General features: G+C 63.4%; 17 protein-coding genes. 12 read left to right on the top strand and 5 right to left on the bottom strand.

The genetic code is table 11. The features are described 5' to 3' along the window. Nucleotides 1-11 precede the first annotated feature (11 nt). From RR51_RS25455 to RR51_RS25425, 7 genes are all read left to right on the top strand, one after another. Nucleotides 12-731: a response regulator transcription factor gene (locus RR51_RS25455; RefSeq protein WP_039615073.1), complete on the top strand. Its 720-nt coding sequence runs from the start codon at nt 12-14 to the stop codon at nt 729-731. Between the two features lie 3 nt (nt 732-734). After that, nucleotides 735-2,126 (top strand): sensor histidine kinase, encoded by a 1,392-nt coding sequence (locus RR51_RS25450; RefSeq protein WP_039615072.1) that lies wholly within the window; start codon nt 735-737, stop codon nt 2,124-2,126. Nucleotides 2,127-2,285: 159 nt separating this feature from the next. Continuing rightward, nucleotides 2,286-3,185, top strand: a complete 900-nt coding sequence (gene cysM / locus RR51_RS25445; RefSeq protein WP_023662461.1) for a cysteine synthase CysM — start codon at nt 2,286-2,288, stop codon at nt 3,183-3,185. Continuing rightward, complete coding sequence (gene rlmD / locus RR51_RS25440; protein WP_039615071.1) at nt 3,186-4,544, top strand: 23S rRNA (uracil(1939)-C(5))-methyltransferase RlmD; 1,359 nt, start codon at nt 3,186-3,188, stop codon at nt 4,542-4,544. It begins immediately after the preceding gene. Nucleotides 4,545-4,640: 96 nt separating this feature from the next. Beyond that, nucleotides 4,641-6,881, top strand: a complete 2,241-nt coding sequence (gene relA, locus RR51_RS25435) for a GTP diphosphokinase (RefSeq protein WP_015269231.1) — start codon at nt 4,641-4,643, stop codon at nt 6,879-6,881. Nucleotides 6,882-7,005: 124 nt separating this feature from the next. Next, complete coding sequence (gene mazG, locus RR51_RS25430) at nt 7,006-7,839, top strand: nucleoside triphosphate pyrophosphohydrolase (RefSeq protein ID WP_039615070.1); 834 nt, start codon at nt 7,006-7,008, stop codon at nt 7,837-7,839. Nucleotides 7,840-7,865: 26 nt separating this feature from the next. Beyond that, nucleotides 7,866-8,405 carry a DUF2058 domain-containing protein gene (locus RR51_RS25425; RefSeq protein ID WP_013971362.1) on the top strand — a complete coding sequence of 180 codons (540 nt, stop codon included), beginning with the start codon at nt 7,866-7,868 and terminating at the stop codon, nt 8,403-8,405. 45 nt (nt 8,406-8,450) lie between these two features. Here the strand turns inward: RR51_RS25425 and RR51_RS25420 are convergent, their stop codons facing one another. The 4 genes from RR51_RS25420 to purM form a co-directional block, all read right to left on the bottom strand. After that, the gene (locus RR51_RS25420) at nt 8,451-8,633 is read right to left on the bottom strand and encodes a hypothetical protein (protein WP_003257734.1); all 183 of its coding nucleotides are present in this window, start codon (nt 8,631-8,633) and stop codon (nt 8,451-8,453) included. Between the two features lie 322 nt (nt 8,634-8,955). Continuing rightward, the gene (locus tag RR51_RS25415) at nt 8,956-9,666 is read right to left on the bottom strand and encodes a DUF3108 domain-containing protein (RefSeq protein WP_015269234.1); all 711 of its coding nucleotides are present in this window, start codon (nt 9,664-9,666) and stop codon (nt 8,956-8,958) included. An 8-nt stretch (nt 9,667-9,674) separates the two neighbouring features. Further along, nucleotides 9,675-10,328, bottom strand: a complete 654-nt coding sequence (gene purN / locus RR51_RS25410; protein WP_039615069.1) for a phosphoribosylglycinamide formyltransferase — start codon at nt 10,326-10,328, stop codon at nt 9,675-9,677. Then, a complete protein-coding gene (gene purM / locus RR51_RS25405) occupies nt 10,328-11,386 on the bottom strand; it encodes a phosphoribosylformylglycinamidine cyclo-ligase (RefSeq protein WP_013971366.1) in 1,059 nt (352 codons plus the stop codon). Before purM ends, purN begins: the two co-directional genes overlap by 1 nt. 363 nt (nt 11,387-11,749) lie before the next feature. On the opposite strand from purM, the gene RR51_RS25400 reads away from it, so the two are divergent. The 5 genes from RR51_RS25400 (at nt 11,750) to RR51_RS25380 (ending at nt 16,259) form a co-directional block, all read left to right on the top strand. Next, nucleotides 11,750-12,817 (top strand): DUF2066 domain-containing protein, encoded by a 1,068-nt coding sequence (locus tag RR51_RS25400; RefSeq protein WP_039615068.1) that lies wholly within the window; start codon nt 11,750-11,752, stop codon nt 12,815-12,817. A gap of 12 nt (nt 12,818-12,829) precedes the next feature. After that, nucleotides 12,830-13,903 carry an AI-2E family transporter gene (locus RR51_RS25395; RefSeq protein ID WP_039615067.1) on the top strand — a complete coding sequence of 358 codons (1,074 nt, stop codon included), beginning with the start codon at nt 12,830-12,832 and terminating at the stop codon, nt 13,901-13,903. A 195-nt stretch (nt 13,904-14,098) separates the two neighbouring features. Beyond that, a complete protein-coding gene (hda, locus tag RR51_RS25390) occupies nt 14,099-14,806 on the top strand; it encodes a DnaA regulatory inactivator Hda (protein ID WP_013971369.1) in 708 nt (235 codons plus the stop codon). Nucleotides 14,807-14,931: 125 nt separating this feature from the next. Continuing rightward, entirely contained in the window at nt 14,932-15,585 is a 654-nt protein-coding gene (locus RR51_RS25385) for a C40 family peptidase (RefSeq protein ID WP_015269239.1), read from the top strand. Nucleotides 15,586-15,725: 140 nt separating this feature from the next. Next, nucleotides 15,726-16,259: a C40 family peptidase gene (locus RR51_RS25380; RefSeq protein ID WP_013971371.1), complete on the top strand. Its 534-nt coding sequence runs from the start codon at nt 15,726-15,728 to the stop codon at nt 16,257-16,259. Here the strand turns inward: RR51_RS25380 and RR51_RS25375 are convergent. Beyond that, nucleotides 16,225-17,571, bottom strand: coding sequence for a PQQ-dependent sugar dehydrogenase (locus RR51_RS25375; protein ID WP_039615066.1), 1,347 nt, complete (start codon nt 17,569-17,571; stop codon nt 16,225-16,227). The two genes, RR51_RS25380 and RR51_RS25375, sit on opposite strands and share 35 nt — an antisense overlap. Between the last annotated feature and the right edge of the window lie 230 nt (nt 17,572-17,801).

Raw genomic sequence — 17,801 nt, 5'->3', positions numbered from 1 at the left:
GGCAGTTGCCAATGAATCCTGTAGCTATTCACAACTCCAATATCCTCGCCATCGAGGATGATCCGGTCCTCGGTGCCTATCTGCACGAAGAGCTGCAGCGCGGCGGCTTCCAGGTGACTTGGTGCCGCAACGGCCTGGAGGGCCTTGAAACGGCGGGACGCCATGCTTTCGACGTGGTGCTCATGGACATCCTGCTGCCCGGGCTAAACGGCCTGGATGCCCTGGCGCAGTTGCGCAAGCGCAGCGCCACGCCGGTGATCCTGATGTCGGCGCTAGGTGCGGAAGCCGACCGCATCAGCGGCTTCCAGCGTGGTGCCGACGACTACCTGCCCAAGCCGTTCAGCATGGCAGAGCTGCGGGTGCGCATCGAGGCTATCCTGCGCCGTGTGGCCCTCGAGCGGCGCCATCAAGCCCCGCAGGTGCAGGAAGGCAGTGGCGAGTTGCAATATGACGAGGCGCTGTGCGACGTGCGCCTGGATGGCCGCCTGGCCGGCCTGACACCCAGCGAATACCGCCTGCTCGACATTCTCAACCGCAACCTCGACGAAGTCCTGAGCAAGCCGTTCCTTTACCAGCAAGTACTGCAGCGAGGCTATTCGCGGCATGACCGCAGCCTGGACATGCACGTCAGCCAGATACGCCGCAAGCTCAAGGGCATCGGCTATCACGAACGGCAGATCCGTACAGTGTGGGGCAAGGGCTACGTGCTCAGCGCCGGCGAGGCGGAGTAACCCATGCTCGACCGCCATTCGCTGTTCTGGAAGCTGGCGATCCTGCTGGTGGGCTTCTGCCTGCTGATGATCGGCCTCAGTTACACCTGGGGTCGGCACATGGAGACCCAGAACGCCTTCCTTTCGGAGCCGGCGCGGCAGGCTTTGCGTGGCTATGCCGCCGAGGCCGAGCAGGCATGGCGCAGTGGTGGGCGGGCAGGGCTGGACCGCTGGGTGGCGGCGATGCACCAGCGCGAACGCGGCTGGGTTGGCGTGCTCGACCTGAACCTGCGGCCGCTCGACAGCGCCAGCCTCGACCCGCAGATCATGCAGCGGTTGACCCGCCTGCGCGGTGTCGACTGGCCGATGAGCCGGCGCAGTGTCGACCAGCCGTGGTTGCGCATACCGTTCCCGGGGGCACCGGAGCAGGGCATGTTGGTGATCGAACTGCCGCAGCGCTTCAACCCCGGCCAGTACCGGATGCTGTGGCGTATCGTCACCAACGGCATCATCCCGGGTCTGTTCACCCTGCTGTTGTGTGTTGGCCTTTATCGCATGCTGATCGTGCCGTTGAACCAATTGCGCGAGCAGGCCAATGCCTGGCGCGCCGACCAGTTGTCGGCGCGCCTCGACTCACGCACCATCGCCCGGCATGACGAGCTGGGTGAACTGGCCCGTGCCTTCGACCAGATGGCCGAGCGGCTGCAGGGCACGGTAGCCATGCAGCAGCAGTTGCTGCGTGATCTGTCTCACGAAATGCGTACGCCACTCAGCCGGCTGCGGGTGGCCTGCGATGGTGAAACCGACCTGCAGCGCCTGCGTGAACGCCTGACACGGGAGGTGGACTGCATGCAGCAGCTGGTCGAGGATACCCTGCAACTGGCCTGGCAGGACGCCGAACGTGCGCCGATGAACCTTGAGCCGATCGAGGTGCAGGCGCTGTGGGAGCTGCTGGCCGAGAATGCCAGTTACGAAAGCGGCTGGGCACCGGCGCGGCTGCGCTGCGAAGTGCCGGCGGACTGCTGGGTGCAGGGCAACCTGAACTACCTGGCCCAGGCGCTGGAGAACATGTTGCGCAATGCCATTCGTCACTCGCCGGCCGAGGGTGTGGTGCGCCTCGGTGGGCAGCGTGAAGGCGGGTATTGGCGGTTGTGGCTGGAAGACGAAGGCGGTGGCGTGGCTGAAGAAGACCTGGAGCGGATCTTTGCACCGTTCTCACGGCTGGACGGTTCGCGGCCCGGGGATGGTGGTTTCGGCCTGGGGCTGAGCATCGCCCGCAGTGCCATCCAGCGCCAGGGTGGCACCTTGTGGGCGCAGAATGGCAAGCATGGGCTGCGGCTGTGGATGAGATTGCCGTTACATGTGCCGGCCTCTTCGCGGGTGAACCCGCTCCCACAGGTTCATCACTACTCTTGAGGCCAGTGGAGTCCCTGTGGGAGCGGGTTCACCCGCGAAAGGGCCGGTACAGGCTATCGATATAGCTTGTAGCTATATTCATCACAGATTGCGTGATATGGCCGGGAAGGGTTTGCCGGTATGATAGGCACCCCTGCCGTCCGGATTGTGAAATACGCCATGACCTTGCAGTACCCAACCATCGCCGATTGCGTCGGCAATACGCCCCTGGTTCGCCTGCAGCGTATCGCTGGCGAAACCAGCAACACCCTCCTGCTCAAGCTCGAAGGTAACAATCCCGCCGGCTCGGTGAAGGACCGCCCGGCACTGTCGATGATCACCCGCGCCGAACTGCGCGGCCAGATCAAGCCCGGCGATACCCTGATCGAAGCCACCTCCGGCAACACCGGCATCGCCCTGGCGATGGCTGCGGCGATCAAGGGCTACAAGATGATCCTGATCATGCCCGACAATTCCACCGCCGAACGCAAGGCCGCCATGACCGCCTACGGCGCCGAGCTGATCCTGGTGACCAAGGAAGAGGGCATGGAGGGCGCCCGTGACCTGGCCGAGAAGCTGCAGGCCGAAGGCCGCGGCCTGGTGCTGGACCAGTTCGCCAACGGCGACAACCCCATCGCCCACTACAACAGCACCGGCCCCGAGATCTGGCAGCAGACCCAGGGCACCATCACCCATTTCGTCAGCTCCATGGGTACCACCGGTACCATCATGGGCTGCTCGCAGTACCTCAAGGAACAAAACCCGGCGGTGCAGATCATCGGCCTGCAACCAATGGAAGGCTCGGCAATTCCGGGCATCCGCCGCTGGCCCGAGGAATACCTGCCGAAAATCTTCGACGCCAGCCGTGTCGACCGCGTGGTCGACATGTCGCAGCAGGAAGCCGAGGAAACCACCCGCCGCCTTGCCCGTGAAGAGGGCATTTTCTGCGGCGTGTCTTCCGGTGGTGCAGTCGCGGCCATGCTGCGCCTGTCCCGCGAGGTGGAAAATGCCACGATGGTCGCGATCATCTGCGACCGCGGCGACCGTTACCTGTCCACCGGCCTGTTCGACCCGAGCTAAATGTCCAAGAAGAAAAGCAACAGCGGCCTGCGCTTCCAGCCGGCTGGCGGCAACCGCAGCCCCCAGGTCCCGGTGGGCAAGAAGCAGCGCCTGGAAATCGAGCGCCTGGCCGGTGACGGCCGGGGCATTGCCTTCCACGAAGGGCGCACCTGGTTCGTCAGCGGCGCCCTGGCCGGTGAGGCCGTCGAGGCGCGGGTGCTCAATGCCCGTGGCAAAGTGGTCGAGGCCCGCCTGGAGCGCCTGCTGCAGGCCAGCCCCGAACGCCGTCAGGCACCGTGCCGGTATTACGAGCGTTGCGGAGGCTGCAACCTGCAGCACCTGCCGCACGAAGCGCAACTGGCGCTCAAGCAGCGCACCCTGGCAGAGCAGCTGCAGCGGGTGGCCGGCGTGCAGCCCGAGGAATGGGCTGCACCGCTGAGCGGGCCGGAGTTCGGCTACCGGCGCCGCGCCCGCGTGGCCGTGCGCTGGGACATCAAGGCGCGGCAACTGGAGGTCGGCTTCCGTGCCGAAGCCAGCCAGGACATCATTGCCATCGACGATTGCGCGGTGCTGGTACAGCCCTTGCAGTCGATTCTGCGCCATTTACCGACCGTGCTGCGCTCGCTGAGCAAGCCGCAGGCGCTGGGTCATGTGGAACTGTTCAGCGGCACTGCCGAGGCGCTGCTGGTGCGCCATGTCGCGCCGTTGCCGGCTGAAGACCTGGCCAGGCTGCAGGCGTTTTGCGAGCAGGCCAATGCCCAGCTGTGGCTGCAGGGCGAAGGTGAGCCGGCGCCAGTGGACCCGGCCGCGCAACTGGGCTTTGCCCTGGCGCCCTGGCAGCTGGAACTGGCCTGGCGCCCGGGTGACTTCGTACAGGTGAATGCCCAGGTCAACACGGCAATGATAGAGCAGGCGCTGGCCTGGCTCGCACCGCAGGCCGACGAGCGCGTGCTGGACCTGTTCTGCGGCCTGGGCAACTTCGCCCTGCCACTGGCCCGGCAGGCGCGCGAGGTAGTGGCAGTGGAAGGAGTGCAGGCCATGGTCGATCGGGCCGCGGCCAATGCCCGGAACAACAATGTGCATAACGCACGGTTTTTTCAGGCCGATTTATCGCAGCCTTTGGCGGGTGCCGGATGGGCCGCCGAGGGCTTTTCTGCGGTACTCTTGGATCCACCGCGCGACGGTGCTTTCGAGGTGGTGCAAGGCATCGCCCGCCTCAAGGCCAGAAGGCTGGTCTATGTATCGTGCAACCCGGCCACGCTGGCGCGAGACGCGCAGGTGCTGGTCGGCCAGGGGTACCGGTTAAAAAGGGCCGGGATTCTCGACATGTTTCCTCAGACGGCGCATGTCGAGGCCATGGCGTTATTCGAAGCGGGCTAGCTGACTGGCCCCTTGGTGCGGCTTTCATGGAATGGTGGCCGCACGGTGATCGCCAGCGCACCCGTGTGGTGTGCTGTATGGAAAGGTAAAACAAAGATGGTACAGGTGAGAGTGCACCAGCCGGTCAACACCGACGGCAGTATCAATCTCGAAGCATGGTTGGACCATGTGGTAAGCGTCGATTCGGCACTGGATCGCGCAGCGCTGAAAGAGGCCTGCGAGTTTGCCCATGAAGTCGAGAAAAAGGGCAACCCGGCCAAGCATTCCTGGGCGGACGGTACGTCCAGCTTTCAGGCGGGCCTTGAGATCGCGGAAATCCTAGCCGACCTCAAGCTCGACCAGGATTCCCTGGTGGCGGCGGTCATCTACCGCTCGGTGCGCGAGGGCAAGGTGACGCTGGCCGAGGTCAGCCAGCGCTTTGGCCCGGTAGTGTCCAAGCTGATCGACGGTGTGCTGCGCATGGCCGCCATCAGCGCCAGCCTCAGCCCGCGCCAATCGCTGGTGCTGGGCTCGCAGGCGCAGGTCGAGAACCTGCGCAAGATGCTCGTGGCCATGGTCGACGACGTGCGCGTGGCGCTGATCAAGCTGGCCGAGCGCACCTGCGCGATCCGTGCGGTCAAGGCCGCCGACGACGAGAAACGCCTGCGTGTCGCGCGCGAGGTGTTCGATATCTATGCGCCGCTGGCGCACCGCCTGGGTATCGGCCACATCAAGTGGGAGTTGGAAGACCTTTCCTTCCGCTACCTCGAACCCGACCAGTACAAACAGATCGCCAAGCTGCTGCACGAGCGCCGGTTGGACCGCGAGCGGTTCATCAGCGAGGTTATGAACCAGCTGCAGAACGAGCTGCTGGCCACTGGCGTCAAGGCCGACATCAGCGGCCGGGCGAAACATATCTATTCGATCTGGCGCAAGATGCAGCGCAAAGGCCTGGAATTCAGCCAGATCTACGACGTGCGCGCGGTACGCGTGCTGGTGCCGGAAATTCGCGACTGCTACACCGCGTTGGGCATCGTGCATACCCTGTGGCGGCATATCCCCAAGGAGTTCGACGATTACATCGCCAACCCCAAGGAGAACGGCTATCGCTCTCTGCACACTGCGGTGATCGGCCCCGAGGGCAAGGTGCTGGAAGTGCAGATCCGTACCCACGGCATGCACGAGGAAGCCGAGCTTGGGGTATGTGCCCACTGGCGCTACAAGGGCACCGACGTCAAGTCCAGCTCCAACCATTACGAAGAGAAGATCTCCTGGCTGCGCCAAGTGCTGGAGTGGCACGAAGAGCTGGGCGACATCGGTGGCCTGGCCGAGCAGCTGCGGGTCGACATCGAGCCGGACCGGGTCTATGTGTTCACCCCGGACGGCCACGCCATCGACTTGCCAAAAGGTGCCACGCCGCTGGACTTCGCCTACCGCGTGCACACCGAAATCGGCCACAACTGCCGCGGCGCCAAGATCAACGGGCGCATCGTGCCGCTCAACTACAGCCTGCAGACCGGCGAGCAGGTCGAGATCATTACCAGCAAGCACGGCAATCCCAGCCGTGACTGGTTGAACTCCAACCTGGGCTACGTCACTACCTCGCGGGCACGGGCCAAGATCGTACACTGGTTCAAGCTGCAGGCACGCGATCAGAACGTCGCTGCCGGCAAGACCTTGCTCGAACGCGAGCTCAGCCGCCTGGGCCTGCCGCAGGTGGATTTCGAGCGCCTGGCCGAGAAGACCAACGTCAAGACCGCCGAGGACATGTTCGCCTCGCTCGGTGCCGGCGACCTGCGCCTGGCGCACCTGGTCAACGCCGCCCAGCAGCTGCTTGAGCCCGAGCGCATCGAGCAGATCGAACTGGTACCGCGCAAGCCTACCGGGCCGCGTACCGGCAAGCGTGGCGACATCCAGATCCAGGGTGTCGGCAACCTGCTGACGCAGATGGCCGGTTGCTGCCAGCCGCTGCCTGGCGACGCCATCGTCGGCTACATCACTCAGGGCCGCGGTGTGAGCATCCACCGCCAGGACTGCGCTTCGGTGCTGCAGTTGGCGGGCAAGGAACCGGAGCGCATGATCCAGGTAAGCTGGGGGCCGATCCCGGTGCAGACCTACCCGGTCGACATCGTCATCCGTGCCTACGACCGCCCGGGCTTGCTGCGCGATGTGTCGCAAGTGCTGCTGAACGAAAAGATCAACGTGCTGGCGGTGAACACCCGCTCGAACAAGGAAGACAACACCGCGCTGATGTCGCTGACCATCGAGATTCCAGGCCTGGATGCGCTGGGGCGCCTGCTGGGGCGGATCTCGCAGTTGCCCAACATCATCGAGACGCGGCGTAATCGTACACCTTGAGACCGCGGTGCCTGCTTCGCGGGCTTGCCCGCTCCCACAGGCAAGATGCAGATTTCGAAACCTGCATGCATCCTGTGGGAGCGGGCAAGCCCGCGAAGAAGCCACCACCGAAGGACCTGCCTGAATGACCTACACCCTCGAAGACCTGCTGCACCTCATGGCCCGCCTGCGCGACCCGCAGTACGGCTGCCCATGGGACCTGAAGCAGAACTACGCGAGCATCGTCCCGCACACCATCGAAGAGGCCTACGAGGTTGCCGACACCATCGAGCGTGGCGACTTCGAGCACCTGCAAGGTGAGCTGGGCGACCTGCTGTTCCAGGTGGTCTACTACAGCCAGCTGGCCCGCGAGGAGGGGCGTTTCGAGTTCGACGGCGTGGTCGACAGCATCACCCGCAAGCTCATTCGCCGTCACCCGCATGTATTCCCCACCGGCGAGCTGTATGCGCCGGTGGACATTCCCAGCCTGAACGAGGCCCAGGTCAAGTCACGCTGGGAAGAAATCAAGGCTGAAGAGCGCGCGGAAAAGAGCCAGCCCGAACAGCTGTCGTTGCTCGACGACGTACCAGCGGCATTGCCGGCGTTGTCGCGGGCAGCCAAACTGCAAAAGCGCGCAGCCACGGTTGGTTTCGACTGGCCCGCGGCATTGCCGGTGCTGGACAAGGTGCGCGAAGAGCTGGACGAAGTACTGCAGGCCATGGCCGACGGCGATGCCGATGCGCTCGAGGATGAAATCGGCGACCTGTTGTTTGCCGCCGTCAACCTGGCCCGCCACCTCAAGCATGACCCGGAAAACGCCCTGCGCCGTGCCAATCGCAAGTTCGAGCGGCGTTTCCGCTTCATCGAACAGGCATTGCGCGACAGTGGCCGCCCCATCGAAGATTGTAACCTTGATGAACTGGACGCCCTTTGGGGTGAAGCCAAACGTCAGGAAAAGAACCTGCCCAGCTGCGGCTGAGCTGTTGCATAAGTGAGTGAACATTCATGAGCCTTTCCCTTCGCGACCAACTGCTCAAAGCCGGTCTGGTCAACCAGAAACAGGTTTCCCAGGCCAACAAGGCCGAGAAGAAACAGAAACGCCTGGAGCACAAAGGCCAGGTCGAGGTGGACGACAGCCAGCAGCGCATGGCCAAGGAAGCCATGGCCGAGAAAGCCAAGCGTGACCAGGAACTGAACCGCCAGCAGCAGGAAAAAGCCGAGCAGAAGGCCCGCGCGGCGCAGATCAAGCAGTTGATCGAAGCGACTCGCCTGCCGAAGCTGAGCACCGAGGACTACTACAACTTCGTCGACGACAAGAAGGTCAAGCGCATTGCCGTCAATGCCCTGATGCGGACCAAGCTGAGCAATGGTGCGCTGGCCGTGGTGTCGTTTGCCGGCGGCTATGAGGTGATCCCTCGTGAGGCGGCATTGAAGATCCAGGAGCGCGACCCTGGCCGTGTCCTGCTGCTGAACACCCATGTCGAGGAAGCGGACGAGGACGACCCGTACGCAGCCTACAAGATCCCTGATGATCTGATGTGGTAACCACGAAAAACCCCGCCTTGGCGGGGTTTTTCATTTGAAGATGGGTCATTGCGTGGCGCGCTGGTTTTCCAGGTTTTCCAGCTCTGTACGGTACTGATGCGCTTCATGTTCGTTGTGGAACATCCCCACCAGTTGGCCCTGTTGGTGCACATCCCAGATCCGCACACCAGCGGCCAGGCCTTCGTGGGACATTTTCGATTCGTCGCGTTCGGTTACTTGGACTGTCATCGTTAAACTCCACTGTTTCAGTTGGCTGCGACACTGTGTCGCACAACCTCTTTATAGAGTTTGTTAGCAGGCTAAGTAAATAAAACCGGCATGAAACAAGTTTCATGATCAGCCTTTGGGCCGGCAGGTGCGCTTTTGTAGGAGCGGCCTTGTGTCGCGATGGGGCGCGCAGCGGCCCCAGGATCTTTGCCTCAACGCAAGATTGCCGGGGCCGCTGCGCGCCCCATCGCGACACAAGGCCGCTCCTACAGGCGTCGGTGCAAGGCAGGCAGAAAAAAGCCCCGCACAAGGCGGGGCTTCGGGTGCTGCTGGCAGCGCTGGCTCAGTTGCCCTTCACCGGCTTGCCATCGACCGTGCCATCCTGCAGCACGATCACGTATTCCTTGCCATCGGTCTCGACCTGGCGCAGTTGCACCAGCAGGTAGTCCCAGTTCTTGGCGAACCACAGCTCGGTGATGCGCTTGCTCTGGCTTGGGTCGCGCACGCGCTCGACCTTCACCGCATCGACCTGGCCAGTCTTGGTAGTCACCTTTTCGGTGCCCAGCACGCGGAAGTCGTAGGTGTCGATCTCGTCACCATCGACCACCTGGTAGGTCATGCTCTTCTTGCCGGCGGCCACGTCATGTTGCAGGGCCAACTGGTAGGACGACTTGTCCAGCACACCACGGTTCAGCGGCAGGTTGATGGCATCGCCACGGTCGCTGCCGGTGACCTTTTTGCTGTTCCAGTCGAAAGTCAGGTCAACCTTCTTGGCCTTGCCCAGGCCACCACGCTCGAAGTGGTACTTCTGTGGCAGCAGGGTGTCGTTGTCCATGCGCAGGGTGCTTTGCTCGGTCAGGCTGGCGATCATCATGGAAGCCTTGAAATTAAGGTCCCAGGTACCGTTGGCATTCTTGACCAGGCTGCGCTCGGCGGTGCCGCTCATGGGCAGTTGCTTCCAGTCTGCGGTATAGCTGGCCGAGAAAGGCTTTAGATCAGCTGCCTGGAGGGGCAGGGCGAGCACGGCGAGAGCCAAGAGCAGGGCGCGACGCATAAATTCTCCTAGGATCGAATCAAGTGACCGCTGGCCGCCAGGGGCTGGCCATCCAGTAATGCACCCTGTTCGCCAAGGCGCAAGCGCCCTTCTGCGAACCAGCGCACCGCCAGCGGGTAAATCAGGTGTTCCTGGCGGTGTACCCGCTGGGCCAGGCTTTCGACGGTATCGTCAGGCACCACCGGTACCACAGCCTGTACGACCAGAGGGCCGCCATCGAGTTCCTCAGTCACGAAGTGTACGCTGCAGCCGTGCTCGGCGTCGCCTGCCTCCAGCGCCCGACGGTGGGTATGCAGGCCCTTGTACTTGGGCAGCAGCGACGGGTGGATGTTGAGCAGGCGGCCCTGGTAGTGGCGCACGAAGTCGCCACTGAGGATGCGCATGAAACCGGCCAGCACCACCAGGTCGGGGGCGAAACCGTCGATGCGCGCCATCAGCGCGGCATCGAAGGCTTCACGGCCGTCGAACTGGGTGTGCTCGAGCACGACGCTGTCGATGCCGGCCGCCGCGGCGCGTTGCAGGCCGTAGGCATCGGCGCGGTTGGAAACCACTGCACGGATGCGTACCGGGCTGTCCTGGCCTTGGCAGCTGTCGATCAGGGCTTGCAGGTTGCTGCCGGAGCCCGACAGCAGTACCACTACATTGCAGGTCTTGCTTGGCATCAGTGTGCCTTGAGGTTTTGCAGCTCGACCTGGGCAGCGCCTTCGGCGGCTTCGGCGATGTGGCCGATCACCCATGGCTGCTCGCCAGCGGCGCGCAGTTCGTTCAGGGCTGCTTCTACCTGGTCCTGGGCCACGCAGATGACCATGCCGACGCCGCAGTTCAGCACGCGGTGCATTTCATGCTCGTCGACGTTGCCTTTTTCTTGCAGGAAGTCGAACACCGCCGGGCGCTGCCAGCTGGCCACGTCGATGACCGCCTGGGCGTTGGCCGGCAGTACGCGCGGGATGTTGTCCAGCAGGCCGCCACCGGTGATGTGGGCCATGGCCTTGACCGCGCCGGTGTTCTTGATCAGTTGCAGCAGCGGTTTGACGTAGATGCGGGTCGGCGCCATCAGCAGGTCGGTCAGCGGCTTGCCGTCCAGCTGGGTGTTCTCGATGTCGGTGGCGGACACTTCGAGGATCTTGCGGATCAGCGAGTAGCCGTTGGAGTGCGGTCCCGAGGACGGCAGGGCGATCAGTGCGTCGCCGGTGGCAACCTTGGAGCCGTCGATGATCTCGGCCTTTTCCACCACGCCGACGCAGAAGCCGGCCAGGTCGTAGTCTTCGCCTTCGTACATGCCAGGCATTTCGGCGGTTTCACCACCGACCAGCGAGCAGCCGGCCAGTTCGCAACCGGCACCGATGCCGGTGACCACGGTGGCGGCCACGTCGACGTTCAGTTTGCCGGTGGCATAGTAGTCGAGGAAGAACAGTGGCTCGGCGCCGCACACTACCAGGTCGTTGACGCACATGGCGACCAGGTCCTGGCCGATGCTGTCGTGCTTGTTCAGGTTCAGTGCCAGGCGCAGCTTGGTGCCGACGCCGTCGGTGCCGGAGACCAGCACCGGCTGCTTGTAGCCGGCCGGGATCTCGCAGAGGGCGCCGAAGCCGCCCAGGCCACCCATGACTTCAGGGCGTGCGGTGCGTTTTGCCACGCCCTTGATGCGTTCGACCAGTGCTTCGCCGGCGTCGATGTCTACACCGGCGTCCTTGTAGCTCAGGGAGGGTTGCTTGCTCATTGATCCAGGCCTTTAGGAGGGAGGGATTCTTAAAAACGACCATGACGGCCAAGGCCGGCTGGTAAGCGGCGGCTGCCTGAAACGTCAGTGGTCTGTGAAGGCGCGCGATTTTATCAGGGTTGCCGGGCAGCGGCCATCCTCAGGCCGACGGGCAGGGCATGAAAATAGGTAAAAAGTTGGGGGTGTACGCCACAAGGGCCGCGCCATGCACGCGCAGGCTCTGAACCTGTTGCGGCGAGCACCTGTCAGACCCATCACATTTCCAAGGCAATCTCCGCAACCAATCTTTCATCCTCGCGACTGGTTACCTTTCGCCCCCGTGTATAAGGTATAGGCATTGCGGTAAATGGACAGGAATCCTCCATGCGTCTCTTCAATATTCTGGCAGTCGGTTGCCTGGCCCTGATCTCGGCCAGTGCCCAGGCTGAAAATGTCTCCGGCCTTTACCAGGTGCGCGAGCCGGTCACAGGGCAGGGCGCCGAAGCCCGTGCCGCGGCTACCATCCAGGCTCTCGATACCCTGGTAACGCGCCTGACCGGCGACCCCAAGGCGGCGCAAAGCCCGGCATTGGCCGCTTTGCGCAAGGACCCGCAGCAAATCATCAACCAGGTCGCCAGCGAAGCCGGGCCACCCGAGTCGGTGTTGGTCGAGTTCGACCCTGGCAGTACCGAACGGGCCTTGCGCAAGGCCGGCCTGGCATTGTGGGGCAGCAACCGGCCCTCGATTCTCGGCTGGTGGCTGAGCGACAGTGTCGAAGGCAGCAACCTGGTAGGTGATGGCCAAGCCAGCGCCCAGCCCCTGCGTCGTGCCGCCCAGCACCGTGGCCTGCCGTTGCGCCTGCCGCTGGCCGACTTGCAGGAGCAACTGGTGGCCAATGCCGAGCAGATCGAAGGCAGCGACCCTGCGGCGCTGCGCGAAGCCTCAGGGCGCTACGGCGCCGATGCCTTGCTGGCGGTGCATGCCCGGGAAGCCGACGGCAAGTGGCAGGGCAAGTGGCAGCTGTGGTTGGGTGACCAGCGTGAGCAAGGCACCGCCGAGGGTGCCGACCCGGCAGCGCTGGCCGACGCCGTGATGCTGGCGCTCAGCAGCCGCCTGGCGCCGCGCTACGTCACCCGCCCGGGGGCCAGCAGCCAGTTGCAGGTGCAAGTGCAGGGGATGAACCTGCAGCGCTACGCCGAACTGGCCCGCGTGCTCGAGCCCTTTGGCCCGCGCCTGCAGATGGCCGAAGGCAGCACCCTGACCTACGGCGTGACCGCCAACCGCGAACAGCTGCGCGCCCAGCTTGGCCTGGCCAAGCTGCAGGAAGTACCGGTAGAGCAGGCGCCCGCTTTGCAGCCCCCTCCAGCTCCGGCAGACGCTGCCGGCGCTGGGCAACCAGTGCCGGCCCAGCCAGCACCCAAGCCGTTCGACGGTTTGCGTTTTCGCTGGTAAGGGGAGCACACCGTGACCGACGTACGTCGTTGGATCTGGCTGGGCGTTGCCCTGCTGGTCGCCGTGCTGCTTTACAGCCTGCACAACATTCTTACCCCGTTCCTGGTCGGCGTGCTGCTGGCCTATCTGGCCGACCCGCTGGTCGACCGCCTGGAGCGCCTGGGGCTGTCGCGCACCTGGGGCGTAGTGGTGGTGTTCGGCCTGTTCACCTTGCTGTTGCTGGCCTTGCTGCTGGTTTTGGTGCCGCTGCTGGCCAAGCAGCTGGTGCGCCTGTACGAACTGGCGCCGCAGATGCTCGACTGGCTCGAGCACGTGGCGCTGCCCTGGGTGCAGAGCCGGCTGGGCCTGGCTGACGGCTTCTGGAAGTTCGACAAGATCAAGGCCGCCATCGGCTCGCACATGGGCCAGACCACCGATATCGTCGGTGTGCTGCTGTCCCATGCCACTGCCTCGAGCCTGGCGCTGATGGCCTGGCTGGCCAACATGGTGCTGATCCCGGTGGTGGGTTTCTATCTGCTGCGCGACTGGGACCTGATGATGGCCAAGCTGCGCGGCCTGCTGCCGCGCCAGCGTGAGCCGCAAGTGATGGGCCTTGCAGGCGAATGCCATGAGGTGCTGGGGGCGTTCGTGCGCGGGCAATTGATGGTGATGGTGGCCCTGGGCATCATCTATTCGGCCGGGCTGATGCTGGTGGGGCTGGAGCTGGGGTTATTGATCGGCATGCTCGCCGGGTTGGCTGCCATCGTGCCGTACATGGGTTTCATCATCGGGATCGGCGCGGCCTTGGTGGCTGGCCTGTTCCAGTTTGGCGGCGACCTGTACCCGATGCTGGGTATCGTCGCAGTGTTCATGGTCGGCCAGGCGCTGGAAGGCATGGTGCTGACCCCGCTGCTGGTCGGTGATCGCATTGGCCTGCACCCGGTTGCGGTGATTTTCGCGATCCTGGCCGGCGGTGAGCTGTTCGGCTTTACCGGGGTGTTGCTGGCGCTGCCGGTGGCGGCGGTGGTCATGGTGCTGCTGCGGCATGTGCATGACTTGTACAAGGAATCGGACATGTATGCCGGGGATATCGACCCGGAGTTGTGATCCCGGGGCCGCCTTAATGCCGGCCAGTTAAGAAAATTGGGGCTGCAAAGCAGCCCCAAAACAGCCAAAAAAAGCGCAACTCGTTGATTTTACTTGTGCTATCTGCTGCCGTGATTGTGCGCCCCGCGCTGCGGGTATAGACTTTGCACATTGTTCACCAAAGGCCCCCTGCGGTCCTGTCGACCGCCCGCGAGCATGAAACCACCGATCCAGTTGCCCCTGGGTGTGCGCCTGCGCGATGACGCCACCTTCATCAACTACTATCCGGGCGCCAATGCTGCGGCATTGGGCTACGTCGAGCGGCTATGCGAAGCCGACGCCGGCTGGACCGAGAGCCTTATCTACCTGTGGGGCAAGCAAGGTGTTGGCCGTACCCACCTGCTACAGGCCGCTACCCACCGCTTCCAGCAACGCGGCGAGCCAGCCGTCTACCTGCCGCTGGCGCAATTGCTCGATCGTGGCGTAGGGCTGCTCGACTACCTGGCCCAGTATGAACTGGTGTGCATCGACGACCTGCACGTGATCGCCGGCAAGGCTGACTGGGAAGAGGCCATGTTCCACCTGTTCAATCGCCTGCGTGACAGCGGCCGGCGCCTGCTGCTGGCCGCCTCGGCATCGCCGCGCGAACTGCCGATCAAGCTGCCCGACCTGAAGTCGCGGCTGACCCTGGCCCTAGTGTTCCAGATGCGTGGCCTGTCCGATGAAGACAAGCTGCGTGCCCTGCAACTGCGTGCTTCGCGCCGTGGCCTGCACCTTACCGACGAAGTCGGCCACTTCATCCTCACCCGCGGGGCACGCAGCATGAGCGCGTTGTTCGACCTGCTGGAACGCCTCGATCAGGCCTCGTTGCAGGCACAGCGCAAACTCACCATCCCTTTCCTCAAAGAAACCCTGGGCTGGTAAGCCCGAAAACGCTGGGCCAGAGCGGCAAAACGAAAAAGTCACATCTTTTTCGATAAAATTTGCAAATGGCCATGATAGAGGGCATAGTTTCACCCTTCTAAAGGATTACAGACACGGTCGTGCCCATGCTGAAGCGCTTCGCACCCCTCGTGCCACTCGCACTCGTGACCCTGCTTTTTGGCTGCGCGGCCCAAGGCCCAGCTTCTCATTCAGAGCTGCAGTCCCAGGATCACTCCCCGATCGCCGCACAATCGGCCTTCAAGGCCAAAGCCTCCTCCTCGTCGGTATTCGGCGAGCCGGAAGAGCTGGCTACCGAAGATGACCTGGAGACCTTCTCCAGCAGCAAGCCTTACCAGTTGCCAGCTCTGGCTGACAGCATTCTCGAGCGCGGCATGTCGCTGATCGGCACTCGCTATCGCTTCGGCGGTACCTCGGAGAAGTCCGGCTTCGACTGCAGTGGTTTCATCGGCTATCTGTTCCGCGAAGAGGCGGGTGTCACCCTGCCGCGTTCCACGCGTGAAATGATCAACGTCGATGCCCCGAAAGTGGCCCGCAACAAGCTCAAGCCAGGTGACCTGCTGTTCTTCAGCACCAATGGTCGCGGCCGTGTCAGCCATGCTGGCATCTACCTGGGTGACAACCAGTTCATCCACTCCAGCAGCCGCCGCAGCGGTGGTGTGCGCATCGACAGCCTCGGTGACCGCTACTGGAGCAAGACCTTCATCGAAGCCAAGCGTGCCTTGGCCATGGCGCCGACCACCAATATCGCGCGCAACTGATAGCAAAATGATGTACCCTGCCGCGGCGGCGATGCTTTGAAAAAAAGCTCGCCGCCGTGCGCATTTATAGAAAACGTCTAATCTAATTTCTCAACTCTTTTCGGCTGCGGCCCAGCGGACTCAGACAGGATGTTCTGGCCATGGTAAAGATGGCGCGCTTCGCATTTCTCTCCTTGGCAGCCTTGCTGGCTGCCTGCTCCAGCCGTGCGCCTGCGCCGGCCCCTGTGGTACAGCCGCAGGTAACCTATAGCCAGCCCAGCCCTTCGCCGATTGCCGATGACGTGCTGATGCGTGCCATCGGCCTGGTGGGCACGCCTTATCGCTGGGGTGGCAATACGCCGGACTCCGGTTTCGATTGCAGTGGCCTGATCAAGTACGTCTATCGTGATGCTGCCGGCATAAGCCTGCCGCGTTCGACGCGTGAGATGATCGTAATGCGCGCGCCAACCGTGGATGCCAAGTCGCTGCAGTCCGGCGACCTGGTGTTCTTCGCCACCAGTGGCGGCTCGCAGGTCAGCCATGCGGGCATCTATGTCGGGGAAGGGCGATTCGTGCATGCACCTTCCAGCGGGGGCACGGTGCGTCTGGACTACCTGTCCAACAGCTACTGGGCCAAGGCTTACCTGCAGGCCAAGCGCGTCATTCCGCAAGGGCATCTGGCGCAGAACCCCTGAGGACAGGCGGGGCTTTGCTCACCCGCCAGACCACGTTGCCGACATCATCGGCTACCAGCACGCCGCCACGCCCGTCGGTGATTACGCCGACCGGGCGCCCTTGGGCCTTGCCATGCTCATCCAGAAAACCGGTAAGCAGGTCTACGGGCTTGCCCGAGGGCTTTCCTGATGGGTCGAACGGCACGAAAATCACCTTGTAGCCACTGTGTGGCTTGCGGTTCCACGACCCGTGCTGGCCCACGAATGCCCCTTGTTCGAAGGGCGGTGGTAGCCCGTTAGGTTCGGCGAATGCCAGCCCCAGCGATGCCGTGTGTGGGCCCACGGCGTAGTCGGGCACCAGTGCCTGGGCTACTTTTTCAGGCGCTGGCGGTTGCACGCGCTCGTCCACGTGGCGGCCGTAGTAGCTGTAGGGCCAACCATAGAAACCGCCGTCCTTCACGGAAGTGATGTAGTCCGGTACAAGATCGCTACCGATTTCGTCACGCTCGTTGACTGCCGTCCACAACGCGCCGCTGTGTGGCTCCCAGGCCAGGCCGTTAGGGTTGCGCAGGCCGGTGGCGAACAGGCGGTGCTGGCCGCTGGTGGGGTCCACTTCCCAGATCGCGGCGCGCCCCTGTTCCTTGTCCATACCGTTTTCGCCTACGTTGCTGTTGGAGCCGACCGTCACGAAAAGCTTCTTGCCATCAGGGCTGGCGATCACGTTCTTGGTCCAGTGGTGGTTGAGCGGCCCGCCTGGCAACTCGATCACTGGCTGGCCTTCATTGCGAATTTGCATGGCACCGGGCTCATAGTGAAAGCGCAGCAGCCTGTCGGTGTTGGCGATATACAGGTCCTTGCCGACCAGCGCCATGCCGAACGGAGAGTTGAGCTCTTCGATGAAGGTCGTACGGATTTCAGCCACGCCGTCGTGGTCGGCATCACGTAGCAGGGTAATGCGGTTTGCGCTAGGTACGCCTGCGCCTGCCCGCTTCATCACCTTCTTCATGACCCAGCCGCGCAGGCCCTTGCCATCTTCGGGCTTGGGCGGGGCATTGGTTTCGGCCACCAGGACGTCGCCGTTGGGCAGCAGGTATAGCCAGCGAGGGTGGTCGAGCCCGCTGGCGAACGCTTTCACCTGAGTGCCTGGTGCTGCCTCGGGCTTGGCGTCCTTGGGCCAGCCCACTGCCGGGGCGATATTCACGGTGGGGAGGGTGGTCTTGACCGGAGCAGGCAGCTGGGGGGTTGGGCCACTACCGTCGAGTACATTCAGCAGGGCGGTTTCGCCGCAGGCAGTCAGGCTGGCGGCCAATAACCAAGGCGTCAGGTGTTTCATGGGGCGGCGTCCTCCTAACAGGGCCTATGAATTGAGAGGTCGGTGACATTCCCCAGGTTCCCGGAACCATCCAACTGCCGTTGCCGTTGCCGTTGCCGTTGCCGTTGCCGTTGCCGTTGCTTTTGCTTTTGCTTTTGCTTCTAAGCGCGCGATAGTTCAGGCGCCACCGATTGCGACTTCAGGAGGCCGAGCGAAGGGACTGCGGAGGGAGGTGACGGGCATGGATGCCC

Source organism: Pseudomonas sp. C5pp (assembly GCF_000814065.1).
GTDB classification, from domain to species: Bacteria; Pseudomonadota; Gammaproteobacteria; order Pseudomonadales; family Pseudomonadaceae; genus Aquipseudomonas; species Aquipseudomonas asiatica.
The sequence above is the reverse complement of the archived record's forward strand: the minus strand, read 5'-3'. Positions and strand labels throughout refer to the sequence as shown.

What these genes read in the sequence shown, in the direction of transcription:
- RR51_RS25380 (WP_013971371.1), top strand. Translation starts at nt 15,726, where the DNA reads ATGGTAAAGATGGCGCGCTTCGCATTTCTCTCCTTGGCAGCCTTGCTG.
- RR51_RS25420 (WP_003257734.1), bottom strand. Translation starts at nt 8,633, where the DNA reads ATGACAGTCCAAGTAACCGAACGCGACGAATCGAAAATGTCCCACGAA.
- purN (WP_039615069.1), bottom strand. Translation starts at nt 10,328, where the DNA reads ATGCCAAGCAAGACCTGCAATGTAGTGGTACTGCTGTCGGGCTCCGGC.
- RR51_RS25455 (WP_039615073.1), top strand. Translation starts at nt 12, where the DNA reads ATGAATCCTGTAGCTATTCACAACTCCAATATCCTCGCCATCGAGGAT.
- cysM (WP_023662461.1), top strand. Translation starts at nt 2,286, where the DNA reads ATGACCTTGCAGTACCCAACCATCGCCGATTGCGTCGGCAATACGCCC.
- RR51_RS25415 (WP_015269234.1), bottom strand. Translation starts at nt 9,666, where the DNA reads ATGCGTCGCGCCCTGCTCTTGGCTCTCGCCGTGCTCGCCCTGCCCCTC.
- relA (WP_015269231.1), top strand. Translation starts at nt 4,641, where the DNA reads ATGGTACAGGTGAGAGTGCACCAGCCGGTCAACACCGACGGCAGTATC.
- RR51_RS25385 (WP_015269239.1), top strand. Translation starts at nt 14,932, where the DNA reads ATGCTGAAGCGCTTCGCACCCCTCGTGCCACTCGCACTCGTGACCCTG.
- hda (WP_013971369.1), top strand. Translation starts at nt 14,099, where the DNA reads ATGAAACCACCGATCCAGTTGCCCCTGGGTGTGCGCCTGCGCGATGAC.
- mazG (WP_039615070.1), top strand. Translation starts at nt 7,006, where the DNA reads ATGACCTACACCCTCGAAGACCTGCTGCACCTCATGGCCCGCCTGCGC.
- RR51_RS25425 (WP_013971362.1), top strand. Translation starts at nt 7,866, where the DNA reads ATGAGCCTTTCCCTTCGCGACCAACTGCTCAAAGCCGGTCTGGTCAAC.
- RR51_RS25400 (WP_039615068.1), top strand. Translation starts at nt 11,750, where the DNA reads ATGCGTCTCTTCAATATTCTGGCAGTCGGTTGCCTGGCCCTGATCTCG.
- purM (WP_013971366.1), bottom strand. Translation starts at nt 11,386, where the DNA reads ATGAGCAAGCAACCCTCCCTGAGCTACAAGGACGCCGGTGTAGACATC.
- rlmD (WP_039615071.1), top strand. Translation starts at nt 3,186, where the DNA reads ATGTCCAAGAAGAAAAGCAACAGCGGCCTGCGCTTCCAGCCGGCTGGC.
- RR51_RS25375 (WP_039615066.1), bottom strand. Translation starts at nt 17,571, where the DNA reads ATGAAACACCTGACGCCTTGGTTATTGGCCGCCAGCCTGACTGCCTGC.
- RR51_RS25450 (WP_039615072.1), top strand. Translation starts at nt 735, where the DNA reads ATGCTCGACCGCCATTCGCTGTTCTGGAAGCTGGCGATCCTGCTGGTG.